Annotated in this window: 10 protein-coding genes; 1 reads left to right on the top strand and 9 read right to left on the bottom strand. The window is 70.9% G+C overall.

The window, feature by feature from the left end:
* Window positions 1-283: 283 nt before the first annotated feature.
* From AS97_RS44470 to AS97_RS44460, 4 genes are all read right to left on the bottom strand, one after another.
* Window positions 284-3,448, bottom strand: a complete 3,165-nt coding sequence (locus tag AS97_RS44470; protein WP_210566906.1) for a glycoside hydrolase family 2 TIM barrel-domain containing protein — start codon at window positions 3,446-3,448, stop codon at window positions 284-286.
* Window positions 3,449-3,480: 32 nt separating this feature from the next.
* Window positions 3,481-3,732 (bottom strand): hypothetical protein, encoded by a 252-nt coding sequence (locus AS97_RS49145; RefSeq protein WP_059142331.1) that lies wholly within the window; start codon window positions 3,730-3,732, stop codon window positions 3,481-3,483.
* Complete coding sequence (locus tag AS97_RS49140) at window positions 3,729-3,914, bottom strand: SDR family oxidoreductase (RefSeq protein WP_338069248.1); 186 nt, start codon at window positions 3,912-3,914, stop codon at window positions 3,729-3,731. Before AS97_RS49140 ends, AS97_RS49145 begins: the two co-directional genes overlap by 4 nt.
* 212 nt (window positions 3,915-4,126) lie before the next feature.
* Window positions 4,127-4,738 (bottom strand): NAD(P)H-binding protein, encoded by a 612-nt coding sequence (locus tag AS97_RS44460; protein WP_201724555.1) that lies wholly within the window; start codon window positions 4,736-4,738, stop codon window positions 4,127-4,129.
* Between the two features lie 134 nt (window positions 4,739-4,872).
* Between AS97_RS44460 and AS97_RS44455 the strand changes: the two genes are divergently transcribed.
* A complete protein-coding gene (locus AS97_RS44455; RefSeq protein ID WP_247204701.1) occupies window positions 4,873-5,568 on the top strand; it encodes a TetR/AcrR family transcriptional regulator in 696 nt (231 codons plus the stop codon).
* Window positions 5,569-5,796: 228 nt separating this feature from the next.
* Here the strand turns inward: AS97_RS44455 and AS97_RS44450 are convergent, their stop codons facing one another.
* The 5 genes from AS97_RS44450 to AS97_RS44430 form a co-directional block, all read right to left on the bottom strand.
* Entirely contained in the window at window positions 5,797-6,759 is a 963-nt protein-coding gene (locus AS97_RS44450) for an amidohydrolase family protein (RefSeq protein ID WP_086708744.1), read from the bottom strand.
* Window positions 6,760-6,959: 200 nt separating this feature from the next.
* Complete coding sequence (locus AS97_RS44445; protein WP_210566905.1) at window positions 6,960-8,957, bottom strand: acetoacetate--CoA ligase; 1,998 nt, start codon at window positions 8,955-8,957, stop codon at window positions 6,960-6,962.
* Window positions 8,954-9,796 (bottom strand): SMP-30/gluconolactonase/LRE family protein, encoded by an 843-nt coding sequence (locus AS97_RS44440; protein WP_210566904.1) that lies wholly within the window; start codon window positions 9,794-9,796, stop codon window positions 8,954-8,956. Before AS97_RS44440 ends, AS97_RS44445 begins: the two co-directional genes overlap by 4 nt.
* Complete coding sequence (locus AS97_RS44435; RefSeq protein WP_059142326.1) at window positions 9,793-11,280, bottom strand: bifunctional 3-(3-hydroxy-phenyl)propionate/3-hydroxycinnamic acid hydroxylase; 1,488 nt, start codon at window positions 11,278-11,280, stop codon at window positions 9,793-9,795. The genes AS97_RS44440 and AS97_RS44435 overlap by 4 nt, the downstream gene beginning before the upstream one ends.
* An 11-nt stretch (window positions 11,281-11,291) precedes the next feature.
* Window positions 11,292-12,500, bottom strand: coding sequence for an MFS transporter (locus AS97_RS44430; protein ID WP_247204700.1), 1,209 nt, complete (start codon window positions 12,498-12,500; stop codon window positions 11,292-11,294).
* Between the last annotated feature and the right edge of the window lie 148 nt (window positions 12,501-12,648).

Raw genomic sequence — 12,648 nt, 5'->3', positions numbered from 1 at the left:
ACGGATCGCCATGCCGACGCCCGGCTCGGCGGCGATCCGGCGTACCGGCGCGTCCACTCCGTACACCCCCGGGCCGCCGCGCAGGTGCTCCTGTGCGGCGCGTGTGCCGGCCTCCGTCGATCCAGGCGAACTTCCCCGCCTTCGCCGCCACCAGGTCCTCGGTGAGGGCGCTGCCAGGGCCCCGGACGAATTACGGACCAGGCATGAAGGAGATCGCGTAGCCCGGGCCCGGCCGTGCTGGACGACCAGGCCCGGGGCGGCTGCTGAGGGCCGGGCGGGTCCGTCAGGCGGAGGCGGGACGCAGCCGGTAGGCGTAGCTGTAGGTGCGCCCGGAGTGCAACAGGTACTTCTCCAGCGGGGCCGCGCCCCAGGAGTCGATGCCGCCGACACCCATCTGGCGGTGGTTGACGAGCAGGACCGTCTCGTCGCGACGCTTCAGCTGATACGGGTGCCTGGGGCCGTCGAGGTCCGACGGCGTGAAGTGCAGGGCGCTGGTCTCCAGCAGCGGCTCGCCCTCGGCGGGGTCGGCGACGACGGTCAGACCCTGGCCGGAGCGGTCGGTCAGCGACAGCCGGCGGACGTCCGTCTGATTCCCCGTCTGCTGGGGCCGTACGTACGGGGCAACCTGCTGATCGACCGTGGAGCGCCACCGACCCACGAACGCGGACGTCTTGCGGTCCTGGTAGTTCTCGTGGGGGCCGCGCCCGAACCACTCGAGCCGTTCGTGGCCGTCCGGCACGGTGAGCAGGGCGCCGACCACGGGCAGGTCCGGCAGCCCGGCCGGGGCGTCGAGGGTGTGGCGCACCCGCACCTCACCGTCGGCCCGCACCCGGAACGCCGTCTTCCAGGTGGCGGTCCTGGGTGAGGTGGGCAGCGTGCAGGTGACCTCGACGACGACCTCGCCGGGCGCGGGCTGCGAGGCCGTCACGGAGGTCACCGTCCGCTTGGTTCCCGCGTCCCGCCAGGTCGCGGCCGTCTTCTGGAAGCCGCGGCCGATGTCGTTGTCCGTGGGGCCGCGCCAGAAGTTGGGCACGGGGCCCCCGGTGAGCAGGGCCCGTCCCTTCCAGGTGTACGAGGCCAGGGTTCCGGAGGACTTGGACACCGCCACCTCCACCTCCGGGCCACTCACCGTGATCTCGGTCGCGGTCTCGGTGACCGCCAGGGTGCCGGTCGCCGGGGTGTCGCCGGGGGGCGGGGCGTGCCGGTCCAGCGCCAGTTGCTCGGCGGCGACCTCGTGCCCGGCGGGGGCCCAGCGGGTCCGCTCGCGCAGCACGAAGGAGAGGTTCAGAAAGTGCTCGCCCCCGGACTCGGCGGACGAGGGTGTGCGGTACGGGATGTGCGCGACGCCCTCCTCGCCGGGGGCCACGGCCGGGGCCGCAAGCGTGCCGTGCTGCACGGTCTCACCGTCCCGGGTCACGGACCAGCGCAGCGTGTAGGCGTCCAGGCCGCTGAAGAGATGCTTGTTGCGGACCTTCACGGTGCCCCCGGACCCGCCGGAGAGGTCGTCGGCCGCGATGCCCACCGGCTGGTAGCACTTCTTCAGCTCGATCAGCCCGGGGTGGACCGACCGGTCCGCGGCCACCAGTCCGTTGCAGCAGAAATTGCTGTCCGTGGGATAGCCGGCGTGCCAGTCGCCGCCGTAGGACAGGTACGTGTGCCGGGAGTCGCCCGGCACCGGCAGTCTGATGGCCTGGTCGACCCAGTCCCAGACGAAGGCGCCGTGCAGGTTGGGATAGCGCTCGAAAACGTCCCAGTACTCCTTAAGGTTTCCGCCGCTGTTGCCCATCGAGTGGTTGTACTCGCACAGCATGAAGGGGGTCTGGTTACCGGACCTGCCGTATGCCTCCACGCCGTCCGGGCTGGTGTACATCTCACTGTGCAGGTCGGCGACGGAGTTCATGCCCTCGTAGTGCACCGGACGCGAGGCGTCGCGGGCGTGCGCCCAGTCGGCCATGACCTTGAAGTTCGTTCCCTGCCCCGCCTCGTTGCCGAGCGACCAGACGACCACGCACGGATGGTTCTTGTCCCGTTCGACCATGGACCGCAGCCGATCCACACAGGCGTCGGTCCACTCCGGCAGGGAACCGGGCACCGTGTCCCGGACGCCGTGCGTCTCCAGGTTCGCCTCGTCGATGACGTACAGTCCGTACTCGTCGCAGAGTTCCAGCCAGCGCGGGTGGTTGGGGTAGTGCGAGGTGCGGACGGCGTTGATGTTGTGCTGCTTCATCAGGCGGATGTCCTCGATCATCCGCGCCTCGTCGAGGGCCTGGCCCCGTTCGGGGTCGGACTCGTGGCGGTTGGTGCCGCGGAACATCACCGGCTCGCCGTTGACCGTGAACCGCCCTGACCCGCATTCCACCTGCCGGAATCCGATCCGCGTGCTGTGGACGTCGGTCGTCCGGCCGCGTGCGTCGGTGAGTGTCACGACGAGCGTGTACAGGTTGGGGTCCTCGGCGGACCACAGCGCGGGAGCCCGCACATCACCCTTCAGGGACGCCGAGCCGTCGCCCGCGTCACCCGAGAGGCGGACCACCCGGCGGCCCCGGGCATCGAAGAGTTCCGCCGCGACGCGGTGTCCCGCGGTGCCGTCCTCGCCACGGTCCCGCACGGTGACATCGACGGTCAGCACGGCGTCGTGGTAGGCGGCGTCCAGCCCGGTGTGCACGAACAGGTCCTGCACGTGGACCGGGGGGATCGAGTACAGGTAGACGTCCCGGAAGATCCCGGACAGGTCGATCATGTCCTGGTCCTCCAGCCAACTGCCGTCGGACCAGCGGTGGACTTCCACCGCGAGGACGTTGTCGCCCTTCCGCACATGCGGTGTGATGTCGAACTCGGCGGGCGTGTAGCTGTCCTCGCTGTAGCCCACCCGCTCACCGTTCACCCACACGAAGAAGGCCGACTTCACCCCCTGGAACGACAGCAGGGTGCGCCGCCCCGACCAGTCGGCGGGCACGGTGAAGGTGCGGCGATAGGAGCCGACCGGGTTGAAGTCCTTGGGCACCTGCGGGGGGTTCGGCGTCTCATAGCCGATCCACGGGTACTTGATGTTGAGGTAGATCGGCTCCGGGTAGCCCTCGATCTCCCAGTTGGAGGGCACCGGTATGTGGTTCCATCCACTGTCGTCGAAGCCCGGGGCCTGAAACCCGGTGGGCCGCTGGTCCGCGTTCCGCGACCATCGAAAGCGCCAGCTTCCGTTGAGCGAACGGTAGTACGGGGAATCCTGGAACCGTCCCCGCAGTGCGTCGGCCGGGCCCGCGTACGGCACGAGACGGGCTCGCGCCGTTTCACGGTTCACCTGGAAGATCCGCGGGGCGGCGTCCCACGGATCGCCCTCGGCGGCGAACGCCAACTTCTGGGCGTTGAAGGCGGCCCAACCCGCCAGGGCGCCCGCGGCGAGCACCGTACGACGGCGCGGATGGTTCGAACTGGTTCTCTCTGCACTCATTCGCGACTCCGGACTGAAGGCATCAAGAATCGTCAGCATCGAACAGAAGGCCCCACGGCACAAGACTGTCGACGGTCTCCTGTCAGCCGATGCGCGCCGGTGTGCGCAGCAAAACAGCCGTGGCCGACGCAGCGGACCGGGCCGGTGAGGTGGAGGGTGCCGGTGAGGCGGATTTCGGTGACGTAGGCCGCGGCGTCCGAGCAGAGCCAGTCCGCGGCCGCCGCGGCCTCCTCCGGTGTGGCCATCCGGCCGAGCGGGGTGATCGCCTCTTGTATCGCGATCATGCCGGTGCCGGCCACCACTCGCTCGAACCCGGGTGTGCGGGCCGGCCGGGGCAGACGGCGTTGACGCGGATACCGCGCGGCGCGTAGTCCACAGCGGCGACCTTGGTCAGACCGACGAGACCGTGCTTGGCGGCGACGTAGGCGGGGGCGGTCGGGAACGCGTGCAGGCCGGCGTTGTTCACGGCGAAGTCGAGGCCGTCGTACGCCTCGACCGTGCGCTGGACGGCCGTCCGGACCGCGTCCTCGTCGGCGATCTCGACGCGGACCGCCGGCGCCTCCCGCCGTCCTTCCTGATTTTGGTTCCGGCCGCGGCCGGTCGCGCGACCGCGGTCACGGTCGCCGGCGGGAAACCCGCTCGCCCCGTGGATCCCAGGGCTGTCACGTCGGCCGACGGTCAGCTGAGGGGCACGAGGATGCCGTTGCCGTGCTTGCCCGCCTCCGCCTCGTCCAGCAGCAGCGCGGCCAGCGTGGTGCGGGAGATCCTGGGCGGCAGCAGCGGGCGCCGCAGCTCCGCCAGCGGCACGACGCGGCGGGTGGGACTGAGGGGGCCGTCCGTGACGTCCGGAGCGTGGAACACCGTGGCGCCGGCCTTGAGGGCGATCTCGTCGGCCTTGGCCTTCTCGGCCAGTTCCGATCCGACGAACATCCGCATCACCCCCGCGTAGATCAGGCCGCCGGACCGGCTCGACACGCCCGAGCCCAGGGCTCCGAGCCATACCGTGCGGACGTTCGCCGCGGCGAGCCTCCTGGCCGCGGCGACCAGCGCGCCTGGGCCGTCGCCCTTGCCGATGCCGATGGCCGAGACGACCACGTCGACGTCGGTCAGGCCGGGGAAGCTCTGCGGGGCGGTGACATCAGCCTGCCTGATCTCGACCTGCCGTGGCGCGGGCACGGTGACCTTGGACGGCGTGCGGACCAGGGCCACGACCTCGTGTCCGCGCTCCAGCGCCTGGTCGACGAGCGTGCCGCCGGTCCGGCCCGAGGCTCCGAGTACTGCGATGCGCATGATCATCCACTTCCTTACTGAACAACTGTTGGCGACTTAAGTAAACAACCGTTGGTTACCGGTGTCAAAGTGAGGCCACCTGTAAGGTGAACACCTGTTGTTGGACCATTCACCCTGACCCGAAGGGAGCGAAGGTGTCGTCTCAGGAGTGGTCCGCTCCCCGTCGCCGCAATCCACGCGGGCAGGGACAGGTGCTCAAGGCCCAGCTTGTGGACGCCGCGGCCAAGCTGCTGGCCACCCTCGATCAACCGGAGACGCTGACGCTCCGGCAGGTCGCGCGTGAGGTCGGGGTCGCACCGGCCAGCATCTACAGCCACTTCCCCGACCTGGGCGCACTGATCGAACACGTGCTGCGGCTGCGCTATGAGGAGCTGGCCCGGCTGATGGACGAGGCTGCGCGGCCCGCCGCGAGCCCGCTGGCCGACCTCGTCGCCCGGTGCGCGGCCTATGTGCACTGGGGAGTCGACCAGCGCGGCCACTACCGCACCCTGTTCGGCGGCCGGATGCCCGCCGACCTCGTCCCCGGTACGGCCCACGGCGCCGGGGCCGAGCTGCTCGGCGCCGTCGTCGCCTCCCTGGCGGCTGCGACCACCGGGGAGCGGAAGCGGTGCGCGGCGGATCAGCAGTGGCAGGCCGGACTCATGCTCTGGACCGCCCTGCACGGTTTGGTCAGCCTCCACAACGACCACGGCGCCATCCCCTGGCCGCCCTTGGACGGTCTGATCACCGACCTGATCAGCTTGCACACCGGCCGGCCGGCGGCCGAGATCGAGGTCCTCCTGCCCCAGGGCGAGGGGGCGTCCGGACCTGCCGGACTCCGAGGCGCGTAGGGGCCGTGGCATCGGCATGGGCGGCCTGCTTCCGCCTCCTGTGAGCGGACCCGGCGCCGCGCCGGTGACCGGTGGGGCGACCATGTCTCTCCCCGCGTCCTGGCGCGGCCGTCCGTCCCTCGCCGGATGAGGCGGCGCCGGACGTCACGCCGGCGGACCGCGGTCGACAGCCGACGTCGGCGACCCGGTGCCTGCGCTGGTTGCCGCGAGCACCAGGCTTCATGCCGGTCAGATGCCCAGCACGCGCCGGGCGTTCAGATGGGCGATCTTCTCCTTCACCTCGGGTGAAAGGTCGCACTTCTCGATCGAGTCCACCGCTTCGGCGGTGGACTCGTACGGGTAGTCGATCGCGAACATGACCGCTTCGGCCCCGATGCTCAGCACGGCGGCCTGCACGGCCTCCGGGGCCAGTACCCCGCTCGTGGTGATCAGGATGTTGCTCCCGAAGTACTGCGACGGCATCCGCTCAAGCGGCGCGGTGACCTGGAGCGAGCGGTAGCGCGAGTCGAAGCGGGAGCGCTGGAACGGCAGGAACTCACCGAGGTGCCCAAGGATCAGGGTCGCACCGGGGTGCCGGTCGAACACTCCGGCATAGATCAGCCGCATGGCGTGGCCGCCGGTCTCGGCCTGCCAACTCCAGCTGGCCCCGTACATCTCCGGCCGTCCGCGCATCACGTGCCAGTCATCGCGGGGCAGTGAGCCGGGGTGGAGGTACAACGGCACACGGAGTTCCTCCAGTGCGCTCCACAGTTCCCCGTACGCGGGATGGTCCAGGTACCGGCCCTGCGTGTGGTCGTTGACCAGCGCTCCCCTGAAGCCGAGCTGTTCGACGCAGCGTTCGAGTTCGATCACGGCGGCGGCGGGGTCCTGCAGAGGCAGGGCGGCGAACCCCTTGAAGCGGGTCGGGTGGCGGGCGATGGTCCGGGCCAGGTGATCGTTGGCGAACCGGGCGTTGTCGACGGCGGCGCCGGCATCGGTGTCGGCCTGGATGCCGGGGACACTCAGCGACAGGACCTGGATGTCGATGCCGTGCGCGTCCATCTCGGGAAGACGGTGCTCCTCGAAGTCGGCCAGGCGGCGTCGGCAGTCCTTGGCGTACTCGTCGTTGACCTGGATCTTCTGGGGCGTCGAGGGCTGGCGCGCGAACAGCTCCGGGATGATGAAGGCTTCTTCCAGGGCGATGTAGGTCATGGCAGGACTCCTTCGTCGCATGTCCTTGTGGTGGTGTGCCGGTGGCCGGCGACGGGATGAGCCCGAAGACCGGCTGCCTGCCGGGCGGGGCGAGACGTGTCCGCCCCGCCCGGCGGATTCCGGACGGCCCGGCCGCTGCCGAGGGGCGATGCCGCCGGTCGCGCCGCCGCACGGCCGGGGCGGCGGTCGACGCCGCGCGGTCAGCCGTTCGGTGACCGGGACGCGGCGGGACCGGCAGCGGTGCCGTCGCGCCTACGGTGGGCGGCGCCGATGTGGGCGTACCAGTCGATGAGTTCGGGTCTGTCGACGCTGCCGGGGTCGACCACGGAGCGCCGGGCCTCTCCGCGCAGCAGACGTTTCACGGGGACTTCGAGTTTCTTGCCGGTGCGGGTGTGCGGTATGCCGGGGGCTTGGATGATCTCGTCGGGGACGTGGCGGGGGGAGGCGCCGTGGCGTATGGCGTCGCGGATCTTCTCGCTCAGCACGTCATCGACGTCGATGCCCTCGGTGGTGGTGACGAACAGCGGCATCCAGTAGCCGCCGCCGTCCTGCTCGACCCCGACGACGAGGGCTTCCGCGATCTCCTCGAGCTGCTCCACCGGACCGTAGATGTCGCTGCTTCCCATGCGTATGCCGTGGCGGTTCAGCGTCGCGTCGGACCGGCCGTGCAGGATCACCGAGCCGTGGTCGGTGATGGTGATCCAGTCGCCGTGCCGCCATATCCCCGGGTAGACGTCGAAGTAGGCGCCGCGGTAGCGCGAGCCGTCCGGATCGTCCCAGAAGTACAGCGGCATCGACGGCATCGGCCGGAGCACCACCAGCTCCCCCACCTCGCCCCGCACCGGCCTGCCGTCCGGGCCGAAGGCTTCCACGGCCACGCCCAGGCAAGGGGCGGACAGCTCACCGGCCCAGACCGGCGTGGTGGGTGCGGCGCCGAGGAACGCGGTGACCACGTCGGTGCCGCCACTGGTGCACACGACCTGTGTCCGGGACCCGAGTTCGCCGGCGACCCAGTGTTGCAGGTCGGCGGGGAACGCCGAGCCGGTGACCCCCAGGCGCTCGAGAGAGGCCGGATGGGGGTCGGCGAGCCGCACACCGGCCTTGCGGCACGCCGCCAGGTAGCCGGGGCTGGTGCCCAGGACGTTCACCTCCAGGCGGGCCGCGAGCCGCCAGAGCGCATCGGTGCCGGGATAGGCGGGGCTGCCCTCGTAACAGACGGGCGTTGCGCCCAGTAGCAGGCCGGCCACCAGCACGTTCCACATCATCCAGCTCGGTGTGGTGTGCCAGAGCAAACGGTCCCCGGAGCGCAGGCCCAGGTGCAGGCCCAGGTTTTTGAGCTGCTCGAGCACGACCCCGCCGTGCCCGTGCACGATGCCCTTCGGCCGTCCCGTCGTGCCCGAGGAGAACACGACCCACAGCGGGTGGTCGAACGGGACTGGTACGGGGGCCAGTTCGGCGTCGCGCTGGGTGAGCGCGGACCAGGAGAGGGCACCGGGCACCGCCCCTGCCGCGTCCCCCACGGCGATGGTCGCCGTGAGGGTCGGCAGCGCGTCGCGCAGGGCTTGCACATCGGCGCGGCGGTCGATGTGCTTTCCGCCGTGGAGAGAGCCGGTCGCGGCGATCAGCACGGTCGGCCGGAGCTGCGCCAACCGCGCTTCGGCCGCGGCGGCGGTGTAGTCCTGCCCGCACACCGCCCAGGTCGCGCCCAGACCAGCGGTGGCGAGGAAGGCCACGACGGCCTGCACGCCGTTGGGGAGGTACCCCACCACCCGGTCGCCCATGCGCACGCCGAGTTCGGTGAGCGCCTGCGCGAGTGAGGCGACCTGACGGCGCAGTTCGTGCCAGGTGATGGCCACCGGGCCGGTGTCCTCGGTCACCGTGATGACGGCGGTGTCGGTGCCGGTCCGGTCGCGGAAGACTTCGGCCGTGTAGTTCAGCGTGCTGCCGGGAAACCACACGCCTCCCGGAAGCGCCTCGGCCGCCAGCGCGGGCCCCGCCGGGCGCTCGGGCAGACGGAAGTAGTCCCACACCGCCGCCCAGAAGCCGTTCACGTCGTCGACCGACCACGCCCACAGCGCGTGGTAGTCACCAACCAGGTCACGTCCGGCGCGCGGCGAGGCGAACCGCGCGAAGTCGGTGATGCGGGAGTTTTCGACGGCCTGTGGAGTCGGGGTCCAGTCCGGTCGCCTCGTGCTCATCCGGCGTCCCCCTCCTTCGTGGCCTCGAGCAGTGCGACCGTCGTGCGCACCGCTTTCGCGGCCAGGGCCTCCCCCAGAGGGAGGCCCTGGGTGTCGGCGAGGGTGACGAACAGCCGGTTCCCGCCGTCGCCGCAGCACGCGATCGGCAGCAGCGCCCCGGTGTCCACCGAGGTGACCAGCTCGTTCTCCCGGACCAGGGCGACGGCGTGGCCGGTGGTGGTGGCCACCCAGACGCCGTCCTGTGCCGGCCAGATACCGTCCGGCCGGGCGTGGGTGCCGACCAGACGGGCAAGGTCGGCGTAGGTGCGCCGGTCCGTGAGCGCCCCGTCGTCCGCGACGGTGAAGGCGGTCAGCCGTTGCCGGGTGGTCTCCGCGACGAGCAGGGTGCGACCGCCGTCGACGAGGGCCAGACCGTTGGGGAACTCGACGTCTTCGGTGGCCACGCGTACCGACCCGTCCGCCGCGACGCGCACCAACCGGCCGGGCCGTGGCGGCTCACCGGCGTGCGCGGCGAAGCCGACATCGTCCACGTAGAGGTTGCCGTGCGGGTCACCGACCATGTCGCCGAGCGGACCGGTGGCCACCGCGCTCAGGTCCGCGTAGCTGGCGAACCGCTCACCGGTCCACACTCCGATGCGCCGCTCATGCATCATGGCGCCGGCCAGCCGCCCGTCCGGCAGGAACCACAGGCCATTGGGTACCGCGTCCAGCGGGATGCCCCGCCAGGGGCCGTCGTGGTCGGTCCACAGCTTCCCACCCTGTGTGTCGGACAGCCACAGCGCACCGCGCTGCCAGCGGGGGCCCTCCCCCCACCTCATCCCGGCCGCGTACTCCTTCACGCCACCGCCTCCTGTATCGATACCGTCCGCGCCAGGTCGCGGGTGGCCTGCTCCAGTTCCGCCGTGTCGGTGGCCAGCGCGAAGGTGTAGCGGTCCGGACGGATGATCGCCGCGGCCGCCGAGTGGGCGGCCAGCCAGCGGTCGACGGCCGGTCCGGTCTCCGGGACGACCACGGCGTCCAGCCGGCGCCACATCTGCCGCACGTCCGCGGACACGGCGGAGGTCACCCCCGGGTTCCCGACAACGGTGAAGCCGTATCCGCTCGTATCGTCCAGCCTCTCCCCCCTCGGGCCGCGCGGCTGCGGGCTCAGCTGCCCGATGGCGCCGCCGGGCCAGGTGGCCAGGCCCGGTCCCAGCAGCGGCCGGAACCTCTCGACCGTCTGCGTTCCGTTCGGCTCGGGAACCGCGCCCGTACCGAGCGCTTCGATCAGGTTGGACTGCCGGGCGGATTCCTCGATGTAGGGGCGCACATGCGGGGCGCGCTCACTTTCGTAGGTGTCGAGCAGCGCAGAGGGGCTCTCGCCCTTCACGACGGCGGCGAGCTTCCATGCCAGGTTCGCGGCATCGCGCAGCCCGGAGCACATGCCCTGGCCGAGCATGGGCGGCATCTGGTGTGCGGCGTCGCCGGCGAGCAGCAGGCGGTCGGACCGCCAGCCGCGCACGAGCCGGGCGTGCCACTCGTAAGTGTCGGTGCGCATGATCCGGTAGCTGCCCGGTTCCAGCCAGCGGCTCAGCAGGTCGTACACCGACTGCGGTCGTTCGAGTTCTGCGGCGTCGTCCTCGTCGAGCAGCATGAACTCGAAGCGGAGCATCGGCGGGAAGATCGGCAGGTAGGTCACGGGCCGCTTCCCGCGGCACAGGATGAATCCGCTGTCCGCCGGAAGCTGTGCGGGGTGTTCGAAGGGGTGGATGTCGATGATGAGGGAGCGCTGAGTGCCATGGAGGTCCTCGACTGCCACGTTCATCGCCTGCCGGACGAAGGAGTTGGCGCCGTCCGAGCCGACGGCGTAGCCGGCCGTGAGCGTGGTTTCGGCTCCGGTCGACCGGTCGAGCAGCGTCAGCCGCACCGCTGTGTCATCTTGCTCCATCGCGCTGACCGTCCAGCCGAACCGGAGGTCCACGTTCGCGTCGGCCGCGAGCAGCCCCCGCAGCCGCGACTCGAAGTCCGGCTGGTGGAACTGGTAGTCGGTGCGCCAGCCCTGGTCCGACTCCTCCTCGGGCAGCATCTGCTGCAGGAAGGCCCGCCCGTCCTCCCGGTGCAGTGTCCAGGCGGTCTGGCGCAGGAACCGGTGTTCCATGTCCTGCGCGCCCAGGGTCTGCAGTAGGCGCATGATCTCGTCGTCGAGATGGGTGGCGCGCGGATGATGGCAGACGAGCCGGTTGGGGTCGATGGCGGCGACCCGCAGCCCCTTCATCGCCAGCAGCCGTGCGAGGGTCAGCCCCACCGGGCCGCAGCCGACGACGGCGACATCGTAGGTGTCCATGGTGTGCTCTCTCATTGTGGGTGTCCGGCCGTCGGCTCCTTGGCGCGTGGCGAGGGAGCGGGGCGGCCCTGATTCCGCGGTGTTCGTCCGCCGGCAGCCAGGGTGAGGGCCGCGCCGAGGACGGCGGGGACGGCGAAGAGGATGAAGTTCCAACGGGGTTGGAGGCCGGCCGCGAGAATCCAGCCGCCGAGCGTGGGGCCGGCGATGGCACCGATGCGGCCCACCCCGAGCGCGACGCCCACCGCGCTGGCCCTCGCGGTCACCGGGTAGGAGCGCGAGATGTACACGTTGATCAGCCCCTGGACCCCGACCGCGCCGCAGCCGCCGACGATGACGATGGCGTAGAGCGCCGGCAGCGGAAGCCGGGTGCTCATGGTGACGATCGCCACGGCTCCGAGGAGGAAGCAGGCCGTGATCGGCCCCCGTGATCCGGCACGGTCGGCCAGGAGCGACATGGCCAGCCCGCCGACCGTGGCGCCGAGGTTCAGCAGGATGAGGAAGGTCTGTGAGTCCTGCAGCGGATAGTCCGCCGTCTGCATCAGCTGCGGCAACCAGGTGTTCACCCCGAAGATGAGCAGGAACGACAGGGCCGCCATGGCGCAGAACATCGCCGTGGTGCCGAGGTAGGGCGGCTTCAGCACGAGCCACACACCGCGGCGGTCGGGGACCGGGGCCGACGCGCCGACCGCCCGGTGATACTCCGTGGACTCGGGCAGCCAGGCGAAGGCCACGGGCAGCAGAAGCAGACCGGCGATGCCGCCGACCAGGTACTCCAGATGAAAGCTGTGCCCGGTCAGCACGGTGTTGGCGACAAGGGCCGCGAAGGAACCGCCGACGGCGGTCCCGCACTGCACGATCCCTGAGAACAGGTTCTTACGTCCGGCCGGGGCGAGTTCGAAGATCAGTGGGCCCATTGCCGGATAGATCGCGCCGACACCGAGCCCGACGACGAATCGGCCCGCGCCGAACTGCGACGGAACGGGGGCCACGGCGCAGGCGAACATCCCGGCGCTGACGGCCCCGATACTGATCAGCGTCGTTCGGCGCCGGCCGAACCGGTCGGTGAACTGGCCGACCAGCAAGGAGCCGACGAGCATGCCGATGGGGGTGAGGCTGCCGAGCAGGCCGACCAAGGCAACGGAGAGGTGCCAGGGTCGGTAGTCCAGAAGCAGCGGTGTCGTCGCGCCGAAGGCGACAAGGTCGAAACCCTCCAGTGTCATCACTGCCAGGCCCACGGCGAGTGCGGTGCCCGCCGGCGATGAAGGCCCCGGGGACGACCGGCCGCCCCGACGGGCGAACGCTGGTGTGCTCAATCTTCCGACTCCGATCTCGGCGCTCTCACCCGTCGCGACCGCTGACCGCGGCGCT

The sequence above is a fragment of the Streptomyces sp. AgN23 genome, assembly GCF_001598115.1.
Lineage (GTDB): Bacteria > Actinomycetota > Actinomycetes > Streptomycetales > Streptomycetaceae > Streptomyces > Streptomyces antimycoticus.
This window is presented reverse-complemented; position numbering and strand designations above follow the sequence as displayed.

Excerpts from the sequence above, each read along its gene's own strand:
- AS97_RS44470 (WP_210566906.1), bottom strand. The coding sequence starts at position 3,448 with ATGAGTGCAGAGAGAACCAGTTCGAACCATCCGCGCCGTCGTACGGTG.
- AS97_RS49145 (WP_059142331.1), bottom strand. The coding sequence starts at position 3,732 with ATGATCGCGATACAAGAGGCGATCACCCCGCTCGGCCGGATGGCCACA.
- AS97_RS44460 (WP_201724555.1), bottom strand. The coding sequence starts at position 4,738 with ATGCGCATCGCAGTACTCGGAGCCTCGGGCCGGACCGGCGGCACGCTC.
- AS97_RS44450 (WP_086708744.1), bottom strand. The coding sequence starts at position 6,759 with ATGACCTACATCGCCCTGGAAGAAGCCTTCATCATCCCGGAGCTGTTC.
- AS97_RS44445 (WP_210566905.1), bottom strand. The coding sequence starts at position 8,957 with ATGAGCACGAGGCGACCGGACTGGACCCCGACTCCACAGGCCGTCGAA.
- AS97_RS44435 (WP_059142326.1), bottom strand. The coding sequence starts at position 11,280 with ATGGACACCTACGATGTCGCCGTCGTCGGCTGCGGCCCGGTGGGGCTG.
- AS97_RS44430 (WP_247204700.1), bottom strand. The coding sequence starts at position 12,500 with ATGACACTGGAGGGTTTCGACCTTGTCGCCTTCGGCGCGACGACACCG.